The 21,371-nt window shown below is 66.9% G+C and carries 21 protein-coding genes; 6 read left to right on the top strand and 15 right to left on the bottom strand.

Annotated features, from left to right (window positions below):
* The first annotated feature begins 123 nt into the window (after positions 1–123).
* The 3 genes from ACOCMM_RS02820 to ACOCMM_RS02810 all read left to right on the top strand — a co-directional run bounded on the left by ACOCMM_RS02820 (position 124) and on the right by ACOCMM_RS02810 (position 3,427).
* A complete protein-coding gene (locus tag ACOCMM_RS02820; protein ID WP_419551684.1) occupies positions 124–1,473 on the top strand; it encodes a glycosyltransferase family 4 protein in 1,350 nt (449 codons plus the stop codon).
* Complete coding sequence (locus ACOCMM_RS02815) at positions 1,473–2,255, top strand: class I SAM-dependent methyltransferase (protein ID WP_419551683.1); 783 nt, start codon at positions 1,473–1,475, stop codon at positions 2,253–2,255. The genes ACOCMM_RS02820 and ACOCMM_RS02815 overlap by 1 nt, the downstream gene beginning before the upstream one ends.
* A gap of 86 nt (positions 2,256–2,341) precedes the next feature.
* Complete coding sequence (locus ACOCMM_RS02810; protein WP_419551682.1) at positions 2,342–3,427, top strand: prenyltransferase; 1,086 nt, start codon at positions 2,342–2,344, stop codon at positions 3,425–3,427.
* On the opposite strand, the gene ACOCMM_RS02805 is transcribed toward ACOCMM_RS02810, so the two are convergent.
* The 4 genes from ACOCMM_RS02805 to ACOCMM_RS02790 all read right to left on the bottom strand — a co-directional run bounded on the left by ACOCMM_RS02805 (position 3,408) and on the right by ACOCMM_RS02790 (position 5,594).
* On the bottom strand, positions 3,408–4,037 hold the full coding sequence (locus ACOCMM_RS02805; RefSeq protein ID WP_419551681.1) for a class I SAM-dependent methyltransferase: 630 nt from the start codon (positions 4,035–4,037) through the stop codon (positions 3,408–3,410). The genes ACOCMM_RS02810 and ACOCMM_RS02805 overlap by 20 nt on opposite strands.
* Positions 4,037–4,468, bottom strand: coding sequence for a GtrA family protein (locus ACOCMM_RS02800; protein WP_419551680.1), 432 nt, complete (start codon positions 4,466–4,468; stop codon positions 4,037–4,039). The genes ACOCMM_RS02805 and ACOCMM_RS02800 overlap by 1 nt, the downstream gene beginning before the upstream one ends.
* Positions 4,469–4,526: 58 nt before the next feature.
* The gene (locus ACOCMM_RS02795; RefSeq protein WP_419551679.1) at positions 4,527–5,030 is read right to left on the bottom strand and encodes a DoxX family protein; all 504 of its coding nucleotides are present in this window, start codon (positions 5,028–5,030) and stop codon (positions 4,527–4,529) included.
* A 63-nt stretch (positions 5,031–5,093) separates the two neighbouring features.
* The gene (locus tag ACOCMM_RS02790) at positions 5,094–5,594 is read right to left on the bottom strand and encodes a GNAT family N-acetyltransferase (RefSeq protein WP_419551678.1); all 501 of its coding nucleotides are present in this window, start codon (positions 5,592–5,594) and stop codon (positions 5,094–5,096) included.
* A gap of 70 nt (positions 5,595–5,664) precedes the next feature.
* On the opposite strand from ACOCMM_RS02790, the gene ACOCMM_RS02785 reads away from it, so the two are divergent.
* Complete coding sequence (locus tag ACOCMM_RS02785) at positions 5,665–6,528, top strand: PAC2 family protein (RefSeq protein WP_419551677.1); 864 nt, start codon at positions 5,665–5,667, stop codon at positions 6,526–6,528.
* 97 nt (positions 6,529–6,625) lie between these two features.
* On the opposite strand, the gene ACOCMM_RS02780 is transcribed toward ACOCMM_RS02785, so the two are convergent.
* The 5 genes from ACOCMM_RS02780 to ACOCMM_RS02760 all read right to left on the bottom strand — a co-directional run bounded on the left by ACOCMM_RS02780 (position 6,626) and on the right by ACOCMM_RS02760 (position 13,658).
* Complete coding sequence (locus tag ACOCMM_RS02780) at positions 6,626–8,914, bottom strand: [protein-PII] uridylyltransferase (protein WP_419551676.1); 2,289 nt, start codon at positions 8,912–8,914, stop codon at positions 6,626–6,628.
* On the bottom strand, positions 8,911–9,453 hold the full coding sequence (locus ACOCMM_RS02775) for a hypothetical protein (RefSeq protein WP_419551675.1): 543 nt from the start codon (positions 9,451–9,453) through the stop codon (positions 8,911–8,913). Before ACOCMM_RS02775 ends, ACOCMM_RS02780 begins: the two co-directional genes overlap by 4 nt.
* Entirely contained in the window at positions 9,453–10,343 is an 891-nt protein-coding gene (gene larE, locus ACOCMM_RS02770) for an ATP-dependent sacrificial sulfur transferase LarE (RefSeq protein ID WP_419551674.1), read from the bottom strand. Before larE ends, ACOCMM_RS02775 begins: the two co-directional genes overlap by 1 nt.
* Before the next feature lie 51 nt (positions 10,344–10,394).
* A complete protein-coding gene (locus ACOCMM_RS02765) occupies positions 10,395–12,260 on the bottom strand; it encodes an acyl-CoA dehydrogenase (RefSeq protein WP_419551673.1) in 1,866 nt (621 codons plus the stop codon).
* Between the two features lie 135 nt (positions 12,261–12,395).
* Positions 12,396–13,658 carry an ATP-binding protein gene (locus ACOCMM_RS02760; RefSeq protein ID WP_419551672.1) on the bottom strand — a complete coding sequence of 421 codons (1,263 nt, stop codon included), beginning with the start codon at positions 13,656–13,658 and terminating at the stop codon, positions 12,396–12,398.
* Positions 13,659–14,093: 435 nt separating this feature from the next.
* Here ACOCMM_RS02760 and ACOCMM_RS02755 point away from each other — a divergent pair, with 435 nt between their 5' ends.
* Positions 14,094–15,257, top strand: a complete 1,164-nt coding sequence (locus ACOCMM_RS02755) for an RNA-binding domain-containing protein (protein WP_419551671.1) — start codon at positions 14,094–14,096, stop codon at positions 15,255–15,257.
* Complete coding sequence (locus tag ACOCMM_RS02750) at positions 15,254–16,267, top strand: ParA family protein (protein WP_419551670.1); 1,014 nt, start codon at positions 15,254–15,256, stop codon at positions 16,265–16,267. The genes ACOCMM_RS02755 and ACOCMM_RS02750 overlap by 4 nt, the downstream gene beginning before the upstream one ends.
* 74 nt (positions 16,268–16,341) lie before the next feature.
* On the opposite strand, the gene ACOCMM_RS02745 is transcribed toward ACOCMM_RS02750, so the two are convergent.
* The 6 genes from ACOCMM_RS02745 to ACOCMM_RS02720 all read right to left on the bottom strand — a co-directional run bounded on the left by ACOCMM_RS02745 (position 16,342) and on the right by ACOCMM_RS02720 (position 21,370).
* Positions 16,342–17,034 carry a chlorite dismutase family protein gene (locus ACOCMM_RS02745; protein WP_419554808.1) on the bottom strand — a complete coding sequence of 231 codons (693 nt, stop codon included), beginning with the start codon at positions 17,032–17,034 and terminating at the stop codon, positions 16,342–16,344.
* A gap of 18 nt (positions 17,035–17,052) precedes the next feature.
* Positions 17,053–17,901 (bottom strand): formate dehydrogenase accessory sulfurtransferase FdhD, encoded by an 849-nt coding sequence (gene fdhD / locus ACOCMM_RS02740; protein WP_419551669.1) that lies wholly within the window; start codon positions 17,899–17,901, stop codon positions 17,053–17,055.
* 57 nt (positions 17,902–17,958) lie between these two features.
* The gene (locus tag ACOCMM_RS02735; protein ID WP_419551668.1) at positions 17,959–18,231 is read right to left on the bottom strand and encodes a hypothetical protein; all 273 of its coding nucleotides are present in this window, start codon (positions 18,229–18,231) and stop codon (positions 17,959–17,961) included.
* Entirely contained in the window at positions 18,218–18,424 is a 207-nt protein-coding gene (locus ACOCMM_RS02730; RefSeq protein ID WP_419551667.1) for a hypothetical protein, read from the bottom strand. The genes ACOCMM_RS02735 and ACOCMM_RS02730 overlap by 14 nt, the downstream gene beginning before the upstream one ends.
* A 108-nt stretch (positions 18,425–18,532) precedes the next feature.
* Positions 18,533–20,152 carry a chaperonin GroEL gene (gene groL / locus ACOCMM_RS02725; protein ID WP_419551666.1) on the bottom strand — a complete coding sequence of 540 codons (1,620 nt, stop codon included), beginning with the start codon at positions 20,150–20,152 and terminating at the stop codon, positions 18,533–18,535.
* Between the two features lie 180 nt (positions 20,153–20,332).
* The gene (locus ACOCMM_RS02720) at positions 20,333–21,370 is read right to left on the bottom strand and encodes a glycerate kinase (protein ID WP_419551665.1); all 1,038 of its coding nucleotides are present in this window, start codon (positions 21,368–21,370) and stop codon (positions 20,333–20,335) included.
* Position 21,371 lies beyond the last annotated feature (1 nt).

Raw genomic sequence — 21,371 nt, 5'->3', positions numbered from 1 at the left:
GGGGACATAGTCGGCGGGGACAGACCGCCCAGTAGCCTCACGCAACCTCGACGAACTCGCCTGCCCGCTCCCGCTTTGCCGGGTTGTCGCTCGCTGAGTTCTCGCTTGCGGATGGAGGCTGCGATGGGTCCCGACATCGGGCCAGCAGACATGCGGTCTAGTGACGCGTCGGCTGACAGCGGTCCGCCGTTGCGTATCGCGCTGCTGACTTACCGCGGCCACCCCTGGGTCGGCGGACAGGGCGTCTACGTCCGCCACCTGGTGCGCGAGCTGTCAATGCTCGGCCACAGCGTCGAGGTGTTCAGTGGACCGCCCTACCCGCACCTCGATGAGGGCATCAAACTGACCGAGCTTCCAAGCCTCGACCTGTATCGCATGCCCGACCCGTTCCGGGTGCCGAAGCTGGCGGAGTTCCGTACTCCGATCGACGTGCTGGAGTGGATCATCACCTGCACGGCCTCGTTCGCCGAACCGCTGACGTTCAGCCTGCGGGCATTTCAGGCGCTGCGCAGCCGGCTCGACAACTTCGACCTGGTGCACGACAACCAGTGCCTGGGCTACGGCATCGACTGGCTGCGACGGGCCGGCATGCCAACGCTGGGCACCATCCACCACCCGATCACCGTCGACCGGCGACTGGAGATCGCCCATGCGCCCACGCGGGGCAAACGGCTTGCCATGCGGCGTTTCTACGCCTTCACCCGCATGCAGAACCGGGTGGCTCGGCGTCTCGATCGCATTGTGACCGTGTCCACCAACAGCTTCGACGACATTGTGTCCGACCTGGGCGTGGATCCTGCTCGCCTGAACATCGTCACAGTCGGCGTCGATCCCGACCAGTTCCGACCCCTGCCCGACGTGACGCCGGTGCCGGGCCGGCTCATGACCACCGCCAGCGCGGATGTGGTCATGAAGGGTCTCGCCTACCTGCTCGAGGCACTGGCGAAGTTGCGAGTCGAGAACCCCGCACTGCACCTGGTGGTGATCGGCCGACCGAAGGACGACTCGGCGGCAAGCCGGCTCATCGACCAGCTCGACTTGGCCGGCAGCGTCGAGTTCGTGAGCGGCGTGCCCGACGAGCGCATCGTCGAGCTGTACAACGAGGCACAACTGGCCGTGGTGCCGTCCCTGTATGAAGGGTTCTCGCTGCCCGCGGTGGAAGCGATGTCGTGTGGAGTGCCATTGGTGGCGACCACCGGCGGCGCCCTGCCCGAGGTCACCGGCCCAGACGGCGAGACGTGCCTGCAGGTGCCCCCCGGCGACTCGGAGGCCCTCGCAGCCCGCATCGGCTGGGCGCTGTCTCAGCCCGAACTGCGATCGACCGTGGGAGCGGCCGGACGAGCGCGGGTGAAGGCCAACTACTCGTGGGCGGCGACGGCCCGCAAGACCGTCGAGCAATACCGGGCATTACTGGCAGATGTCCCGGCGAGGCAGCCGCGCACATCTGCGATCAAGGCGCTCGCCAGCCGCTGATGCTTACGGTCGACTACGAACGTCTCGGAGCCCAGCGTGGCGACCGGGTGCTGGATCTCGGTTGCGGCGCGGGCCGCCACGCCTTCGAGAGCGCGCGCCGTGGCTGCGTCACCGTCGCCTCGGATCGTGATCCCGACGAACTGCGCTCCGTCACGGACATGTTCGCGGCCATGGACGACACCGGGGAGATCGCCTCGCAGTCCGCGCAACGGCTCGCCCACGCGGTCGTGGCCGATGCCACGTCGTTGCCTTACGCAGACGCCAGCTTCGACCGGATCATCGCAGCGGAGGTGCTCGAGCACATCGTCGACGACGAGCGGGCCATCGCAGAGCTGGCACGGGTGCTGCGGCCCGGCGGCACCATCGCGGTCACCGTCCCGGCGCCCGCCGCCGAGCGAGTCTGCTGGGCGCTCTCGGGCGACTACCACGCACCCAAAGTGCCCGACGGCCATGTGCGCATCTACAGCTCGGGCGAGCTGCGGGCGAAGCTGGCAGCGGCAGGCCTGTACGTCTCCGACAGCCATGGCGCACACGGCCTGCACACGCCGTACTGGTGGCTGCGCTGCCTGGTCGGCCCCCGCAACGACAGCCACCCGCTGGTGCGGGCCTACCACCGGCTGCTCGTGTGGGACATCACGGCGGCGCCCCCCCTGACGCGCACGCTTGACCGGCTGCTCAGCGCCGTGCTGCCCAAGTCGACAGTGCTCTACGCATACAAGGCGTCGGCACGTACCAACGCGGCGAGCGGTGCCGAGTTGGTGGGAGATTCGCATGCCTCCTGAGTCCGCGCTGCCCGACACGGCGCTGGCCGGCGTCCGCACAACGCCGTCGGTTGGCGGGCCGCTCGCCGAACCGGTGGGGGCCGCAGATGCCGCCTGAGTTCGCACCATCGGGAATCGCTGCGGCTCCCGACCACGGCCCGAACCATTCCGGGCAGCTCGCCGTCGGCACCGCGCCGCTGCTGTCGCCTCGACAGGTCGCTGCTACGGCTGATGCCATCGATGCCTGCCAGCAGCCGGGCGGCCTCATCCTGTGGTTCGAAGGCGGGCACGCCGACCCGTGGAATCACGTCGAGGCCGCCATGGCGCTGGCGTCAGCGGGCAGGCACAGCGCTGCGGAGACCGCCTACGAGTGGATGCGGGCGAATCAGCAGGCTTCGGGCAGCTGGCACAACTACTACACCTCGCATGGAATCAAGGACGCCAAGGTCGACACGAACTGCTGCGCCTATGTGGCCGTGGGCGTGTGGCATCACTGGCTCTCGACTGCAGACCGCGGGTTCGTCGAGACGATGTGGCCGGCGGTGGCACGTGCCCTTGACTTCGTGGTGGGGCTGCGAACCGCCAGCGGGCACATCCCGTGGGCTGTGCACGCCGACGGCACACCGTGGCCGTATGCGCTCCTGACCGGCTCGTCGTCGATCGTTCATTCGCTGCGATGCGGGCTGGCGCTGGCGAGCCTGCTGGGACACGAGCGTCCGGCGTGGGCTCGCACGCTGGCACGCACCGAACGCCAGATCCGCCACCGACCCGACGGCTTCGAGCCCAAGGATCGCTGGGCGATGGACTGGTACTACCCAGTGCTGTGCGGAGCCGTTGACGGCGCGCAGGCCCGGGCCCACCTCGCCGCAGGCGCACCGAAGTTCCTGCTCGGCAACCACGGCGTGCGCTGTGTGGCCGATCAGCCCTGGGTGACCGCCGCGGAGACCTGCGAGTGCGCGCTCGCGTACCTGCGCGCCGGTGAGGAGGCCACCGCCCGCCAGCTCATTGAGGCCACTGAGCCACTGCGGACGGCCGACGGCGCCTACTACACAGGCTGGGTCGTGCCCCACGGCAAGACCTTCCCGCACGAAGAACAGTCGGCCTACACGGCGGCGGCTGTGCTCCTGGCCACTGACGCTCTCGACCGCCGGACCGCGGCTGCAGAGGCACTCATCACTGCGCCTCGGCCCTGATCGGTCTGGCCAAGATGCGCAGGCTGCCTTCGGCGGCGTGCTCAGTGAAGCCGTCGGCGAGGGCCCGGAGCCAGATCTCGTAGGGAGGACGGCCGCCGTCGGCGGGATCGGGAAATACGTCGTGGATGGCCAGCAGGCCGCCGGGCATCACTTTGGGGGACCAAGCTTCGTAGTCGGCGTGGGCAGGGGCCTCACCATGACCGCCGTCGATGAACACCAGGGCGGCATCGCCCCAGTGGGCCGCGATCGTGACCGAGTCGCCCACGACGGGCACCACGGTGTCTTCGAGGCCGGCACGCTCGATGGTCTGGCGCAGCAGCGGCAGCGAGTCCATGCGACCGGTGCGGGGATCGACCATGTCCGCGTCGTGATGCTCCCAGCCGGCCTGCATCTCTTCGGATCCGCGGTGGTGGTCGATGGTGAACAACACGCCCCCGACCTCCGCCGCGCCAGCACCCAGGTACACCGCCGACTTGCCGCAATACGAGCCGATCTCGACGAGCGGTCCGCGTGGAGCCGCCTCGACGGCGGCCCGGTACAGCGCCAAGCCCTCGGTGTGGGGCATGAAGCCCTTCACCTGCTGGGCCAGCGCAGCCAGCCTCGGGTTCATCAGCGCTCCGGGGTGCCGGTCACCCGATGGGTCGCTGGACGGGCGAACAGCACACGGTCGAGCAGCAGGAACTTGCCAACCCACAGAGCGCCGAATCCGACCAGGTTGGCTCCCGAGACGGCGACGGTGGAGTGCCACCACCCCTCGGCCAGCGCCACGAACAGCGACGAGACGCCCAAGCCGGCGAGGCTGTAGCCCCAGAACGGCAGGATTTCTCGGGTGACCGAGTGCCGGTCGGTGCGAGCCCACACCCAGCGCCGGTTGGCGTAGTACGCGGGCCCGGCCGCCACGCACACCGCCACGACGTTGGCGACCACCGCGGGCCAGCCGAGCACCGCGTACGCAACAATCAGCACGCCTTGAGTCACGACCACCGTGCCCGCTGACACGGTGCCGTAGCCGGCCAGCCGACCCAGCAATCCCCAGCTCATCGCTTGGGTCTCATCGCCGAGGTCTCATGGTCTGGGCCTCACGGACGAGTTCCCAACGTCACGTCTCCGCCAGCGCATTCGGTCGGTAGAACGCGGCCAGCAGCAGGATCGTCGAGGCCAGCCCGCCTGCAATGGCGACGACGAACCACACAGGGCCGCTCCAGTCGAGACCGAGCGCGTTGTCGAGCGACCAGTCGCCGGGCCCGGCTGCCGCCACTGACGCCGCAGCCACGGCGAGCACGAACACGTACTCCCAGCCCTCGCGAATGATGAAGAACCCGTTGCTGCGGTGGCCGACCCACCCAGCCGTCGTCATCACGCCGATGAACGCCATCGCGCTGAGTGGCGTCACCAGCCCGAGTGCCAGGCCGAAACCAGCGCAGATCTCGGTGAGGGCCGCGAGGTAGGCGTGCAGCAGACCGGGGCGCAGACCCTCAGATTCGAACCAATTGCCGACACCTTTGATGCCGCCCCGGAACTTGGCGATGCCGTGCAGCGCCAGGGTGACGCCCACGATGACTCGCAGGACGAACAGGCCCAAGTTGATGCTGTCAGGATCCATGATTCCGGGGTCCCCCAGTGGTGTGTGGCAGTGGCGGGCGAGACCGTCGCGCCCGAACGGTAGTCATAGGTCAAGCCGGTAGACGTTGGTGGTGCGCTGCGCGAAGCCGAGCCGGTCGTAGAGGCGGTTCGCGGCCTCCCGGTCAGGTCGCGACGTGAGGTCGACGGTGCGCGCGCCCGCCTGCCGGGCGATCTCGATGGCCCGCCGGTTCAGCGCTGCTCCGATGCCGCGGCCGCGCGCGGCTTCGTCCACCACGACGTCTTCTATCCAGGCCCGCAGGCCGCTCGCCAGCGGGAACAGGACGAGAATCATTGCGCCGACAATCTCATCGGATCCGGCCTCACCAGACCCTGCGCGGGCGACGAGCACCGTGTTGGCCGGATGGCCGACGATGCCCTCGAGCGTCTCTGCATCTGGCGGCGGCGAGCTCGACAGTTGCGGATGCAGCCGCGCAAAGGCGGTGACCACGTCGTCGTCGACACGCTCGCACACCTCGATGCGAACATCGGCATGGTGCGTGCCCGCGTTGACGGCGCCGCCTCGAGCACTGGCGAGATCAGCCACAGTGCGCATCGTAGGGGCAGACCCGAGCGTCGGGGTCGGCCTGCGTGGGGCTGCCGGTAGCCTCGCCGCCGTGGGCCATCTCGAGTGGTTCGAACGACCCGAACCCAGCAGCGACTCCGTGCTCATCGCAGCGTTCTCTGGCTGGAACGATGCTGGCGATGCGGCCACCGAATCGGCCAAGTACCTGCGGCGACGCTTCCGCTGCCATCCCGTGGCCCAGATCGATCCGGAGTACTTCTACGACTTCGCCTCAGTGAGGCCCAGTGTGCAGGTCGTCGACGGCGAGCGGCAGATCGACTGGCCCACGCCAGACGTACGGATCGGCGAGGCCGACGACGGCCGGACGGTGATCACCGTGCTGGGTGTGGAACCCCGGCTGCGCTGGCGCACCTTCTGTGACGTGATCATCGAGATGGCGAATTCGCTGGGCGTCTCCACCGTTGTCACGCTGGGCGCCCTGCTCACCGACACCCACCACAACGCCCCGATCAACGTCGTGGGCGCCTCCAACAACGCCGCCCTCAGCCTCACCATGGGCTTGCGCCAGTCCACCTACGAGGGTCCGACGGGCATCATCGGCGTGCTCAACGACGCTTGCCATCGAGCCGGCTTCGCCAGCGTGTCGTTCTGGGCGACCGTTCCGACCTACGTGCACAACTACCCCTCGCCAAAGGCCGCCTTGGCACTGGCTGAGCGGGTCGCCCGATTCATGGGCATCACCCTGGGAGAGTCGGAATTGCACAGCGCCGCCGCCAACTATGGCCACCAGATCGACGAGCTGGTGGCGGGTGACGACACCCTCGCCCAATACGCACAGCAGATTCTCGAGGAGTCCGCCGCCGAAGCCGTCGAGGACTTCAGCGAGATGGTCGAGAACCCCGACGGCCTCTTCGACGAACTGGAGCAGTTCTTGCGTCAGCAAGAACCAGACTGATCAGCTGCGTCAGCAGGAACCAGACTGATCAGCTGCGTCAGCAGGAACCAGACTGATCAGCTGCGTCAGCAGGAACCAGACTGATCAGCTGCGTCGCTCAGGCCAGGATGTGGCGCAGGGCCAGCTCCACCTCTCGCTGGTGCGCCTCGTCGATGACCGGACCGTCGGGACCGACCACGTAGAACGCGTCGACCACCTCGTTCGCCAGCGTCTGGATCTTGGCAGACCGGATGTCGAGACCCATCTCGGCCAGCACGCGGGTCACCTTGTACAGCACGCCGATGTGGTCCTCGGTGCGGACCTCCACGATCGTTGCTCCCGTGGCCGACTCGGCGTCGAATGTGACGCTCGTAGCCGCCTGTGTCGCCGAGAGCGCTCGGCGCCGCCGGTACACCCGGGCACGCTCCGCTATGCGCGCTTCCAGCGCCAGGTGGCCCCTCAACGACCGCCGCACGTCGTAGGTGACCCGGTCCCAATCGACCGGCGTGTCGGGCGGCACGACCCGGAATGACGACACCGCCATGCCCGCAGGGCTGGAATAGGCATCTGCCTGCAGCACGTCGAGCCCTCGCAGTGCCAGCACGCCTGCCGCTCGGCTGAATAGGCCTCGCTCGTCGGGTGCGACCACGGTGAGGACGTTGCCATCGACCCGCAGGGCGGTCTCGCCAGCCGCCATCAGATCCACGACGTCAGTGGTGAGCAGGCGGCGGTGAGTCGACGGCGTCGAATCGGAACCGCTCAAATGTTCAGTGGTCATCTCCACAAGTGCGGAAACCAGGTTGGCGGTCCAGTCCCCCCACGCCATGGGTCCGGTGGCCAAGCAGTCGGCCTCGGTCATGACCGCCAGAAGCTCCAGGAATTCCTGAGTCTGGGCGGCGCGGGCGACGGTAGCGACGGTCAGCGGATCGTCGAGGTCGCGACGGGTTGCGATGTCGGTCAGCAGCAGGTGGTGCTGCACGAGGCGCACCAAGGTGTCAGCGTCGGTGGAGCGCCAACCGCAGCGCTGGGCGATCGGGCCCGCCAGGCGCATGCCGGCCTGGGTGTGATCGCCCGGATAGCCCTTGCCGATGTCATGCAGCAGCGCTCCCATCAGCAGCAGGTCGGGGCGTGCCACCCGGTGAGTGAAGCGGGCCGCCTCGGCAACGGCCTCGAGCAGATGGCGGTCCACCGTGAAGCGGTGGTAGCGGGAGCGCTGAGGGCGATTGCGGTTCGGCGCCCACTCGGGCAGCACCCGGGTCCACACGTCGAAGTAGTCGAGCGTCTCGATGACGTCGATGGCGCGGTGTCCGCAACCCAGCAGCTCGACGAACAGCGCTCGCGCGCCGTGGGGCCACGGGTCCGGGAACTGCGCCTGGCGCTCAGCCAGCTTGTCGAGGCTGGCTCGGCTGATCGGGATGCCCCCGCGGGCCGACTGCACCGCCGCGTGCAACACCAGGACGACGTCGGCGGCAGGATCGCCGTCGATCACCAGCTCTCCGTCGCGGACTGCCAGTCCGGCAATGTCGACATCCGGCGCCGCAAGGGCGGTGCTCTGGCGGGCAATGGTTGACCACAGCTGGTCAGACAGGAACGTGATGATGCGCCCCGCCCGCGCGATATCGGCCATGAAGGCATCGGCGTCGACTGCGCCGGATCGCTCGGCCACCGCATCCTGGTCATCCGCGGAGAGCACATCGCTGCGCAGACCGGTGGTGCGGTGCAAGTCCACACGGGACCGCAGCAGCGTCTGGTAGGCCTCAGCGAGGCGTTCGGTGTCCGCAGCGGGCAGTTCAACCCCCGCCAGTCGCGCCCACCTGATCGCGTGGGCGTCGCGCAGCCCGCCGCGGCCCGTCTTGAGATCGGGCTCCAGCAGGAAAGCCACCTCACCGCTCTGGCTGTGCCGGCGGCTGACAGAACGGTGCAGCTCGTCGAGTCGCTGTGCTGCGTTGTCGCGCCAGTCGGTCTGCACGCCCTCGATGAGGCGGGCTGTCAGAGTCGCGTCGCCAGCCAAGTGGCGGGCATCGGCGAGTGCCGTGGCCGTGTCTGTGTCGGATGCCGCCAGTTCCAGCGTCCCCGACATCGAGCGCACGGCGTGGCCGAGCTTGAGCTTCTCGTCCCAAATCGGGTACCAGAGGCGGTCGGCCAGGTTGCCCGTATCGACATCGTCGTGCAGCAAGAGCAGGTCGATGTCGCTGCCGGGGCACAGCTCGCTGCGGCCGTAGCCGCCGACGGCCACGAGGGCGACACCCGTGCTGGCGCCGTTCGCGCCGCCCAGTCCGCACTCGGCGGCCTCGGTTGCGTAGCTCTCGGCCAGCCAGGAATCGGTGAGCGCAGACAGCGCCGCGGGCAGTTGGTCGGCGGCTGCCGTTTCGATCAACCCGGCGCGGCGCTCGCCGAACGACGTCATCGTTGTCCCTCGGCATTGATGCGCCTCGCAGGCTCGGCCGCGCGCCGACGCTGCAGCACCTCGTATGCCTTCGCTGCTCCCCACCCGATGCCGATCGGTCCCAGCCCCGGATCGATGTCGGCGAACGACGCCGGTGTCAAACCGTAGGGATCGTCGGGGAAACGGGACGCATCGAAGTCGTCCCGGTCGGGCTCGGGCACGCCGCCGTCCGCGAGCACCTGTGTCGGGAATCGCACTGCGGTGCGAAGCACGCTCAACGGCGTGGATGTCTGCGCGTCGACATCGGTTGCCAGCAGATCGCGCAGCGCAGGGCCAGTCTCGGCTGCGCACTGCAAGCCAGCGGCACGCGCCGGTCCGCCGAGTTCTGCTGCCGTGAGTCCCCCGCGCTCGCACGCATCGGTCACACATCGCTCGACCCAGCCGGGCAATGCTGCGATGGCGAGATCGGCCAATAGATCTGCGGCTTCCTCTACTGACCCAGGCACGGAAATGTCGGGCGGCACCGCCGGGGCCTCGGCACCGGTCCCGGCTGCGCTCATCAGTCGGCCTCTGGGGCCGAAGAGGCAGAGTTGGGCGAGGTGCCGCTCGTCAGCGCGCCGTTGAGATTGCCCGAGCGGAAGCCCTCCAGGTCAAGCGTGACGTAGCGATAACCGACGGCGCGCACCGCCTCCACCAGGGCTTCACGCTGGCGGATCGCCTCGGCAAGATCGTCGAGCGGCAGTTCGATGCGTGCCGTGTCGCCGTAGTCGCGGACTCGCAGCTGGCGGAAGCCCAGCCGGCGCAACGTTGCCTCGGCCCGATCGAGCCGCGCCAGCAGCGGCACCGTCACCTGCGTGCCATAGGGCACTCGCGAGGCCAGGCATGCCGCAGCGGGCTTGTCCCAGGTGCGCAAACCCAATTCGGCGCTGACACGCCGGACGTCGACCTTGGCGAAACCGGTTTCGACGAGCGGGAATCGCGCTCCCCGTTCATGTGCCGCGTGCTGGCCGGGCCTGTGATCCCCCAGATCGTCGAGGTTGACGCCGAGCACCACCACCGCGCCGCGTACCGATGCCAGGGGCTCGAGCTGGTCCATGAGGGCTGATTTGCAATGAAAACAGCGGTCTGGGTCATTGGCGCGATATGCGGCGCGTGCCATCTCGTCGGTCTCGACGGTCTGCCACGCGAGTCCCCACTCAGCAGCCAGTGCCGCGCAGTCCCCAGCCTCATCGCTCGCGAGGCTGTCCGAAACCGCCGTCACGCAGAGCGCATCGTCTCCGAGAACCTCGTTGGCCGCCCAGGCCACCAGCGCCGAATCGACGCCGCCGCTAAAGGCCACGATCACTGGTCCCGACTGTTTGAAGAAGGCACGCAGCCGGTCGATGGAGGCTTCGGCCGACGCCGACGCGTCCTGCACGCTCAGCCCTCCGTCAGCATGCGAGTCGGCCATGTCGTCGCTCCCAGTCCTCGGCCACAATCATCGGTGCGGCATCTCCTCTGCTTAGAGCCGCTCGGCTGGAATGGCGAAGAAGAGATCGGCACCGCCGGTCACGGCGGGCACCAGTCCGCGAGCGGTCGGCAGGATCTGGTCGGCGTAGAAGCGAGCGGTGGTGATCTTGTCGGCCAGGAACTGCGGCGATGCGGAGCTGTCTGATCCTGGGGTTGACCCTCCTGGCGCAGCGTCCCGAGCCTGCTCAGCCGTCAGCCCCTGAGCCTGCAGGAGGCCCGCTGCTGACTGCGCGCTTCGAGCCAGCAGCCAGCCGCCCACCACCACGCCCGCCAGCCGCATGAACGGCGTCGAGCCGGCGGCCACATCGTTCGGCGCCGCGGAGAGCTGACCGCCCAGCCACATGGCTGCGTCGCCCATCGCGGCGACGCCATCGCCGAGCGCAGCCCCGATGGCGGCCAGATGGGTGTCGTCACTGGCGCCCAACTCGCCGGCTGTCGCCCCCATGTCGCCGATCAGGCGTGCCATGGCCTCGCCGCCTCCAAGGGGCAGCTTGCGGAACGCCAAGTCCGCGGCCTGGATGCCGTTGGTGCCCTCGTAGATCGGGGCGATCCGGCTGTCGCGCCAATGCTGCGCGGCGCCGGTTTCCTCGATGTAGCCCATGCCGCCGTGCACCTGCACGCCGAGCGAGGTCATCTCGACGCCCACGTCAGTGCCCCAGCCCTTGCTGATCGGCGTCAGGATCGCCGTGAGCTCATCAGCCCGTTGGCGTTCGTCCGGATCGGTCGTCACGATCGAGCGATCGATCGCCGCGGCGTTCAGGTACATCACGCACCGCATGGCCTCGGCGTTGGCGCGCATCGTCAGCAGCATGCGTCGCACATCGGCATGATCGACGATCGGCGAGGAATCGCCTGGGGGCAGCTCGGCGCCGATCGCCCGCCCCTGCTTGCGGGTCAGTGCGTATTCCCGTGCCTGCTGGTACGCCCGCTCGGTGAGTGCCAGGCCCTGCAGGCCCACCGAAAGGCGAGCGTTGTTCATCATCGTGAACATGGCGCGCATGCCGCCGTTGGGGGGGCCGACGAGATAGCCGACGGCACCCTCGTCGTCGCCGTAGGACATCACGCAGGTCGGGCTGGCGTGAATGCCGATCTTGTGCTCGGTGGATACCGCGCGCAGGTCGTTGCGCCGCCCGAGCGAGCCGTCTGGGTTGACGAGGTACTTAGGGACCAGGAACAGGCTGATGCCGCGGGTGCCCGGAGGTGAGTCCGGCGTGCGCGCCAGCACTAGGTGGACGATGTTGGAGACCAGCTCGTGTTCGCCGTAGGTGATGAAGATCTTCGTCCCGGTGATGAGGTAGCTGCCGTCGGGCTGCGGGATGGCCCGGCTCGTGAGGGCGCCCACGTCGGAGCCGGCGTGCGGCTCGGTCAGGTTCATGGTGCCGGACCATTCGCCGCTGATCATCCTGGGCAGGAAGGTCTGCTGCAGGGTTTCGTCGGCGTGGTGGGTAAGAGCGTCGATGGCGCCCTGGGTCAGCAGCGGGCACAGGCTGAACGCCATGTTGGCCGCGGTCAGCATCTCCTGGACGGCGAGTCCCACGCACCAGGGCATCCCACCGCCGCCGAAATCGGCATCGAAGGCCATGCCGTTCCAGCCGGCGCCGACGAACTTGCGGTAGGCCTCTGCGAAGCCGGGGGGATGAGTGATCACGCCATCGTCGAAGACGAGCCCCTGCTGGTCGCCGGTCACGTTGAGCGGCGCCAACTCGGCGGACATGAAGCGGCCGGCTTCATCGAGGAGTGCACCTGCGGTCTCCAAGTCGGCATGCGCGAACCGTTCGTGGGCGGCCAGAGCTTCCAGATCGGCCACATGCTCGAGCACGAAGAGCATGTCGTCGATAGGGGCGGAATAGTCGGACATGGCGGCCTCGCATGGCGGCTTCGCTTGTGGGGCGGTGCCGGGCCGTCGCGGTGACGAACCGGTCTGCGCACAGACTACGACTCGCCCCCCACGCCACGCGAGGCCGCCCGCGCAGAGATACCCGCTGGCTTGTCGCTACGGAGCGAGAGAGGTGACAGGCGCGACGGAGACACCGTCGGGGCGTTCATAGCCGTAGCCGGTGGAGGTGATCACCAGCAGTTTGGCTGGTGGGCCAACGAAGCTGGTATCCACGGCGGCTTCGACACGTTTGAGCGATGCTGCGGCGGCATCGACCGCCTCAGCGCCGCCGAGTCTCACTTCCACGGCGATCCATGCGCCGTCGGAGCGCCGCTGGATGATCGCGTCTGCTTCGAGGCCCGTCTTGTCTCGGTAGTGATGCGACCCGCAGCCGTTCGCTTCGGCGTACACCATCAGATCACGCATCACCAGGTTCTCGAAGATGCAGCCGAAGTAGCCGACTTCGTTGCGAAGTCGATCAGGGCCGGCTTCAAGTGCCGCTGCGGCCAAGGACGGGTCGACAAACACTCGTTTAGGTGCCTGTCTCAGCGGAACGCGAGACCTCAGACGAGGCTGCCAGGCCGGTACCCGCTCGGCAACGAAGAGCCGCTCCAGCGCTTCGAGATATGCCTTCACCGTTGTCCGGTCAAGGTCAGCGTCCCTCGCCAGAGTGGACATGCCGGCCTCGGTTGAGACATTGCGCGCAAACGATCTCATCAGCGTCGAGACCCCCCTCGGATCTCGGTGCGCCCGGTCCACAAGCGCGACATCGGTCCTCGCAATCTCGTCCAGATACGCGACCAGGTTCTCTTGCGCGGCGGCGGGCGGCAGGTCGATCAAGCCGGGCCAGCCGCCGTTGACTGCGATCTCGACGATCTCCTCGAATGGGATGTCTGGTTTCGTGGCAGAGACCTCGTGACCAGTGAGCAACGCGCTGAGCGGGACCTCGCACGTCGATCGACCGGATTCGGCCAAGGTCATGGTTCGCATCCGGACTCGCCGAACCCGGCCTGCGCCGGAGTGTCGGGTGATGTCGTCGGGCGGGATCGCTGATCCTGTGAGCAGGAAGATGCCCTTGTCTCGCCGGTCGTCGCAGGCTCGGCGCATAGCGTTCCAGACTCCGGGCACCAAGTGCCACTCGTCGAGCAGGCGCGGCACGTCGCCGTCGAGCGTCCGTGCCGGGTCCACTGCGAAGGCCATTCTCTGCTCGTCGCTGCCGTCGAACAGCACTTCGCTGCGAGCGAACTGCCGCGCCGTCCACGTCTTGCCGCATGCCCGCGGCCCTTCGATCACCACGGCGCCCACAGCGCTCAAGGCTGTGTCGATGGCCGATTCGGCGATGCGCGACTGGTAGCCCGGCGTGGGGGTCACCGCGCTCATGCACAGCTCGCAAGGTCAGCACTGAGCGGTGGCTGCACTGCGAATCGACAATTTGGCATGGCGACAATCTACAAAATGGCGACCGCCTAGTCCACAATTCGGGAGCTGAACGCGCAGACACCACAGCCGCGGAGAAGATCAGACAGCATGTCGTCGATGGGGGCCGAGTACTCAGACATCACAACCCCGCATGGCGGCCTCGCCTGTCTCACGATGCCGGGACGTCGCAGCGACGATCCGACCTGCGAACAGACTACGACTCGCCCCCGTCAGCCCGCGAGGCCGTGGCTCGCCATCGCAGCCGCCACACTGCGCCGGCTGGCGCAGGCCGAACTTGGAGAGACTCGCGGAACAGACCTCGGCCGAGCCTGTATGTACGAGGGATACCCTGCGAGGGTGACATCCAGCGGATTCACCGACGCAGAGCTTGCCGCCATGATGGGCGACATTGAGTCGGACCTCGTCGAGCGCAAACGGTCGCTATCCGACAGCGCTGCAGAGAAGATCCGAAGGTCCATCTGCGCTTTTGCGAACGACCTGCCCGCACACGGCACTCCTGGGATCATCGTCGTGGGCATCACCGATGATGGCGAGTGTGCTGGGCTGCATGTAAACGACGATCTGCTCAAGCGGCTCGCGGACATGCGAGGCGACGGTCTCACGTTGCCGATTCCGTCTATGGACGTTCAACGCCGCTCCATCGATGGCTGCGACGTCGCCGTCGTTACAGTGCAGCCAGCAACCGACCCACCGGTTCGATATGACGGAAGAGTGTGGGTCCGAGTTGGTCCCACTGTTCGGCAAGCTGCCCCATCCGACGAGCTACGACTCGCCGAACGGCGGCGCGGGCGCGATATGGCCTTCGATCTAAGGCCACGAGAATCGGCCAGCACGGCTGATCTGGATGTTGGATATATCGAGAGGGAATACCTTCCGGCATCAATTGCTGCCGATGTGATTGATGAGAATCAACGCTCAATTGAGGACCAGATGCGCTCACTTCGGCTGCTCGTTGGCGATAGACCGACCAACGGCGCCCTGCTTTCGTTCGCCCGCGATCCGCTGTTCTGGATGCCCGGTGCATACCTACAATTTGTACGCTTCGACGGAACTGAAGTTACCGATCCCATCCGGAATCAGTCGACGCTAAGCGGCCGACTCGCCGATGTGCTCAACCGCCTCAGCACTCTCATCGGACTCAATATCGAGACGAGGCTGGAGATCGGGCGAGGACCGCGGGAACGCCGGTATCCCGACTACCCCTTGGAGGCGCTGCGCCAACTCGCATTCAACGGTGTAATGCACCGCAGCTACGAGGGGACCAACGCACCTACGAGACTGTACTGGTATACGGACCGCGTCACGATTGAGAATCCGGGTGGCCTATATGGTCTCGTCACGCCTGAGACACTAGGCAAGGGTGCCACCGACTACCGAAACCAACTGATCGCAGAGACGATGCACAATCTCGGCTTCGCCCAGAGGTTCGGCTACGGCATTCCCCTAGCGTTACAGCTGCTCAGCGAGAACGGCAATCCGGCCCCGGATTTCAACGTTGACCATAATCGAGTGCTCGTCACCGTGAAGTCTGCGCGATGACTGCCGTTGCTTTCTTCAACAACAAGGGCGGCGTCGGCAAGACATCACTGGTGTACCACTTGGCGTGGATGTTCGCGGACCTAGGCGTCGGTGTCGTAGCGGCCGACTTGGATCCACAGGCAAACCTCACGAGCATGTTTCTTGACGAGAACGAAATGGAGAGGCTGTGGGCGTCCAAGGCGCCACGCGACACTGTGTCGGGCGCGCTCGTCCCACTTATCGAAGGCCTCGGCGACATTTCGCCGCCGAAGACGTTGATGCCGAGGCCGGGGATCAGTTTAGTTCCAGGCGACTTGTCGTTGTCCCGAGTGGAAGACCAGCTGTCGAGTCAGTGGCCGCTGTGTCTCGATGACGACCAGCCGCGTGCGTTCCGAGTCATTACTGCATTGAGCCGCATCCTTCAACACGCCCAGCGTGAATCCGAGGCAGATCTTGCGCTCATTGACGTGGGACCAAACCTTGGTGCCATCAACCGTGCCGCGCTCATCGCGGCCGACCACGTAGTGGTTCCTCTCGCGCCCGACTTGTTCTCGCTGCAGGGCTTGAGGAACCTCGGGCCCACGCTCGTGTCCTGGCGGAACGGATGGAAGGAGCGGCTCGACAAGGCTGCCGGCACCGAGGGTCTTGACGGTGTAGCGATGCCAAGCGGAGCCATGCAGCCGATCGGATACGTGGTACAACAACACGCTGTTCGCTTAGATCGGCCGGTCAAGGCATACGCACGCTGGATGGACGCGATTCCAAACGAATACCGCACGGCCGTACTCAAGGAAGCCGATGGCCATCAGCTAGTGGTGGAGAACGACGAGCATTGCCTTGGACTGCTCAGGAACTACAGGAGCTTGATGCCCTACGCCCAAGATGCACGTAAGCCGATGTTCTTCCTGAGAGCCGCTGATGGCGCCGTCGGCGGACATGTGAACGCGGTTCGCGACTGCTATGACGACTTTCGCAACCTCGCGTGTGCCATCTCCGATCGAATCGGCGTCCGCTGCCCGCAACTTGACTGAGCGCCGACGCATAACCCTAGGGGAGAGTGTGACCGGGTTGAAGCGTCAGTTCGCAGGCTGTGTCCTTGCGCCTGCTAGCACAGGCCGATGCGGTCGAGCACCGTGGGGGCGTCGGCCAACAGCCCCGTATAGAAGGTGCCGAATTCGCCATAGATGGCGCTGGCCTCGTCGTAGCGCATCGTGTACACGACGTCTTTGAGGTCGTCGAGGTGCTCGCCGAACAGCGTCACGCCCCATTCGAAGTCGTCGACGCCGGTGGAGCCGGTGACGACTTGCAGGATGCGGCCCCGGAAGCGCCTGCCGGATTTGCCGTGGTTGTACATGAGCTCTCGGCGGGTGTCATAGGGCAGCGTGAACCAGTTGCCGCTGCCTTCGCCCACCGCGTCGCGGCGCTTCGACATGGGATAGAAGCAGAAGGCCTGTTTGCCCTCGGGCGGGAGCTGGGGGTAGAGGCGTGGGGTCTTCATCTCGGCCGGCAGGTCGGGTGCGTACTCGCTCACCTCGGTCATCGACACGTAGCTGTTGACAACCTTGAGGCCGGCCTTTTGGAGTTGCGTCTGGAGGTTGCGCAGTCGCCACAGGTCAGGTCCGAGTGCCATGAAGCCGACATCGGCCTTGTGGCCCAGCACGGCGACGGTCAGGACCTGGTGGTCGTCGTCGACGGTCGCTTCGACCGCGGCGAGCACGTCGGCGCGGTAAGCAGCGGACGTCAGCTTGCAGAACAGGTGCAGCACACCCCATCCGACGGACGTCGTCACTTCCGGCATCTGCGACACCCGCGCAGCCTATGAATGAACTTCAGCGTTTGCGGGGGACTCGCCGAGGCGCTCTGGAATCCCCGCCAAGCTGCCGCAGTAGACGTTGAGTTCGTCGCCGCGTGCGAAACCCGCCAGCGTGATAGCCGCAGACCGGGAGGCCTCGATGGCAAGCGAGCTGGGGGCGCTGACGGCAATGAGGGTGCCGATTCCCGCCGCCCACGCCTTTTGCACCATCTCGAAGCTGGCGCGTCCGCTCACGAACAGCGCCGTGTCGCCTGCGTCATCGCGCCCGTCGAGCAGGCGCCGGCCGATCACCTTGTCGACGGCGTTGTGCCGCCCGATGTCCTCGCGCACGATGTCAATGCGTCCGCTGGTGTCGAAGGTCGCGGCCGCGTGCAACCCGCCGGTGCGGCCGAACATCTCTTGGGTCGCGGGAACTGCGGCCAGGGCTGCGTGAACCGCATCGACGCTGAATTGACCTATGCCTGCCAGCGGGCCTAAGCGTGCGGCCATGTCGGTGATGGTGGTGCTGCCGCAAATCCCGCAGGCGGCGCTGACATTGCCGAGGCGGGGCGTGGGCACTGGCGCCTTGCCTCCGGTCTCGACGGTCACCATGTTGTATTCGAATTCGGCCGCCGGCCCTTCGCCGCAGTAGCGCACTCCTGTCACGGTTGCGTCGCCGAGCAGACCGTCGCCTGCACAGAACCCGACGGCGAGTTCGTAGTCGTGGCCCGGCGTGCGCATCGTGGTGGCCACCATGTGGCCGTCGAGGCGGATCTCGAGCGGTTCCTCCACCACGACCTCATCAGGCGACCGCGTCCAAGTGCCCTGTCGCAGCCGGTCCACCAGCACCCGCATCGTGCGCCCCCGCCGCATCCGGTCAGGGTACCGGCGGCCCTTGCTTCGGTTCGTCCGTGCCGGCGCGGTGGCGCCTCAGTCGGCGGTGCCGCGTTCGACGATCCACTCGGTGGGTTGACCGGTGATATCTGAGATGAGATCGAAGTCGGCGGCTCGCATCATGATCTCGTCGTACTCGGCGGCATTGCGAGCGCTGAACCCCAGTTCGAAGATCACCGGAGCGCACAGCGCAACCCGTCCCGACGCGACCATGGGAATGGCCGCTTCGCGGACCTGAGGGCGTTGGAAGCGTCCGAATGCGCTGGTATCGGCGAGATGAGTGGCGCGGGCCACCTCAGTGCTGCCCACCCCACGCGTGTTCCGCTGCCGCGAAGCCGAAACGGTCGGGCTCGGACAGTATTTCAACGAGTTCGAGGCGAAGTTTCACATTCACGATCTCGCGCAGCGAGGCATCGATGGTCTCGCTCAGTGTCGCCGTCCCAAGAATCTCCGCAGCCTGAGCAGCGATTCCTCGATCGACTGCGACAAATGTCTTTGCCATCGGCTGAAGTTACCAAGCGGCACTGCGGCGGGGACGCGAAACGGCCCGGGTGCTGGCCCGGGCCGTCTCGTTGGGTTGGGCTGTTCGTGGGGTCTGTGAAGGCTCCCGCTAGAAGTCCATGTCCGGCATGCCGCCGCCGCCACCACCGGAATCAGGCTCCTCGCAGATGACTGCCTCGGTCGTGAGGAACAGTGCGGCGATCGAAGCCGCGTTCTGCAGCGCCGACAGCGTCACCTTGGCGGCATCGATGACGCCGGCCCCGACCAGGTCCTCGTACTCACCGGTAGCAGCATTGAGACCCATCGGGCCCTCAAGCTCACGGACCCGGCTGACCACCACGCCGCCCTCAAGGCCAGCGTTCTCGGCGATCTGCTTCAGCGGTCCCGCCAAGGCACGCTCGACCAGCCGCGCACCAGTGGACTCGTCGCCGTCGAGGCTGTCCGCAACTGCGCTGACCGCCTCTTCGGCCCGAACGAGCGTGACACCGCCACCAGTCACCACGCCGGCCTCGATAGCCGCCTTGGTGGTGCTGACCGCGTCCTCGATGCGGTGCTTTTTCTCCTTCAGTTCGACCTCGGTGGCCGCACCGACGCGCAGCACTGCGACGCCGCCGGACAGCTTCGCCAGCCGCTCCTGCAGCTTCTCGCGGTCGTAGTCCGAGTCGGTGTTCTCGACCTCGTTCTTGATCTGCTCGATCCGGCCCCGCACTTCGGACTCGTCGCCGGAGCCTTCGATGATGGTCGTCTCGTCCTTGGTGACGACCACTCGGCGGGCGGTGCCCAGCAAGTCGAGCGTGGTGTTCTCGAGCTTGAGGCCCACGTCCTCGCTGATGACCTGGCCGCCGGTCAGTATCGCCATGTCGGCCAGCATGGCCTTGCGGCGATCGCCGAATCCGGGCGCCTTCACGGCCACCGAGCGGATCGTGCCGCGGATCTTGTTCACGACGAGCGTGGCGAGGGCCTCGCCTTCGACGTCCTCGGCGATGATGACGAGCGGCTTGCCTGCCTGGGTCACCTTCTCGAGCACCGGCAGCACGTCACGGACTGCCGAGATCTTGCCCTGCATGAACAGGATGTTCGCGTCCTCGAGCACGGCTTCCTGCGTGTCGGGATCGGTGACGAAGTACGGCGAGATATAGCCCTTGTCGAAGCGCATGCCCTCGACGAGATCCATCTCGAGACCGAAGGTCTGCGACTCCTCAACGGTGATCACACCGTCCTTGCCGACCTTGTCGAACGCATCGCTGATCAGCTGGCCAATGTCGCTGTCGGCGGCAGAGATTGCCGCCACCTGGGCGACATGGGTCTTCGAATCGGTGACGCTGATCGCCATGTCGGTGATGGCACCCACTGCGGCATCGACGCCGGCCTCGATGCCCCGCTTCACGGCCATCGGGTTGGCACCCGCAGTCACATTGCGCAGGCCGTCGCGCACCATCGTCCACGCCAGCACGGTGGCAGTGGTGGTGCCGTCACCCGCAACGTCGTCGGTCTTCTTGGCGACTTCCTTGACGAGCTCGGCCCCGATGCGCTCCACCGGGTCTTCCAACTCGATGTCCTTGGCGATCGACACGCCGTCATTGGTGATCGTGGGTGCACCCCACTTCTTGTCCAGCACAACGTTGCGACCCTTGGGGCCCAACGTGACGCGCACTGCGTCGGCGAGCTGGTTCATGCCCGATTCGAGCGCGCGGCGGGCCTCGTCGTCGAACGTGATCATCTTGGCCATATCAGGTGGCTCCTGTCTTCGGTGACACTGTGTTGACTGGTCAATCGGGTTGATTGGTCAATCGGGTTGATTGGTCAATGGGCCTATTGGTGCATGGGCGACTGGGTGACGGGACGTCACGTCGCTGCTGCACCTCATGCAGCGGTTAGCACTCTAGAGCTGAGAGTGCTAACCGCCAACTCAAGAGACGAGATTTGCGGCCAGATCCGCGGCGGCATCGCGCACCGCCGACAGCGTGTCGCCCATCGACCGCTCGGCCCCGTACCGCTCAGTCAGCACCACTAGGCGCGTGAGGGGGGACGCGCCTGCGGGCGAGCGCCAATCGGCAGGATCGGTACCTGGTTCTCGAGCACCCACGACGACGCCCGCTGGCACTCCGGCCTCGGCAGCCATCTCCAGCACGCCGCCCACCACTTTCCCGTCGAACGAACCCGCATCGAGCCGTCCCTCGCCGGTTATGACCAGATCGGCGCCTTCGATCGCTTCGGGCAGGCCGACCTCCGTTGCAATGACCTCAAACCCGGGGGCCAGCTCGGCCCGCAGGCCCGCCGCCAGGCCACCAGCCAGGCCACCAGCGGCGCCCGCGCGGGGCATCTCGCTGACGTCGATCCCATAGCGCTCGTGGTACAGGTCGACGAGTCGTTCCAGGCGGCGGGTCAGCAGCTCGATCTGCGGCGGCGAAGCACCCTTCTGAGGTCCAAAAATGCGTGCGGCATCACAGAAGCGGGTGCGTACGTCGCAGGCCACCACCACCGAGACGCCGGCGAGACGGGCCAGCGGTGACATGGCGTCAAGCGCGCCGAGACCGCCATCGGTGGTGGCAGAACCGCCCACTCCCACGATCACGCGCCGGGCACCGCTGGCCACAGCCTCCGCGATCAGCTCACCGGTGCCAGCAGTTGTTGCCGCGAGCGGATCGTTTCCCTCAGCTCCGCCAGCCAGCAGCAGTCCACTGGCGCGAGCCATCTCCACAATCGCGGTGTCGCCCACGAGCCGCCATTCGGCTTCTACCAGTGCCCGCAGCGGCCCGGTCACCAGCGAGGTGCGATTCGGTCCGCCCAGCGCTTCGAGCGTGCCCTCGCCGCCGTCAGCAGCAGGCAGGCATGCCACCTGGGCATGAGCTCCGGCGTGCCGACGCACCCCCGCCTCGATAGCTGCTGCTACCTCTGCGGCGGACGCAGTGCCACGGAACTTGTCCGGGCACACCACGACCCGCATG

It is taken from the genome of Candidatus Poriferisodalis sp. (assembly GCF_965198245.1).
Taxonomy (GTDB): Bacteria; Actinomycetota; Acidimicrobiia; order Acidimicrobiales; family Poriferisodalaceae; genus Poriferisodalis.
The sequence above is the reverse complement of the archived record's forward strand: the minus strand, read 5'-3'. Positions and strand labels throughout refer to the sequence as shown.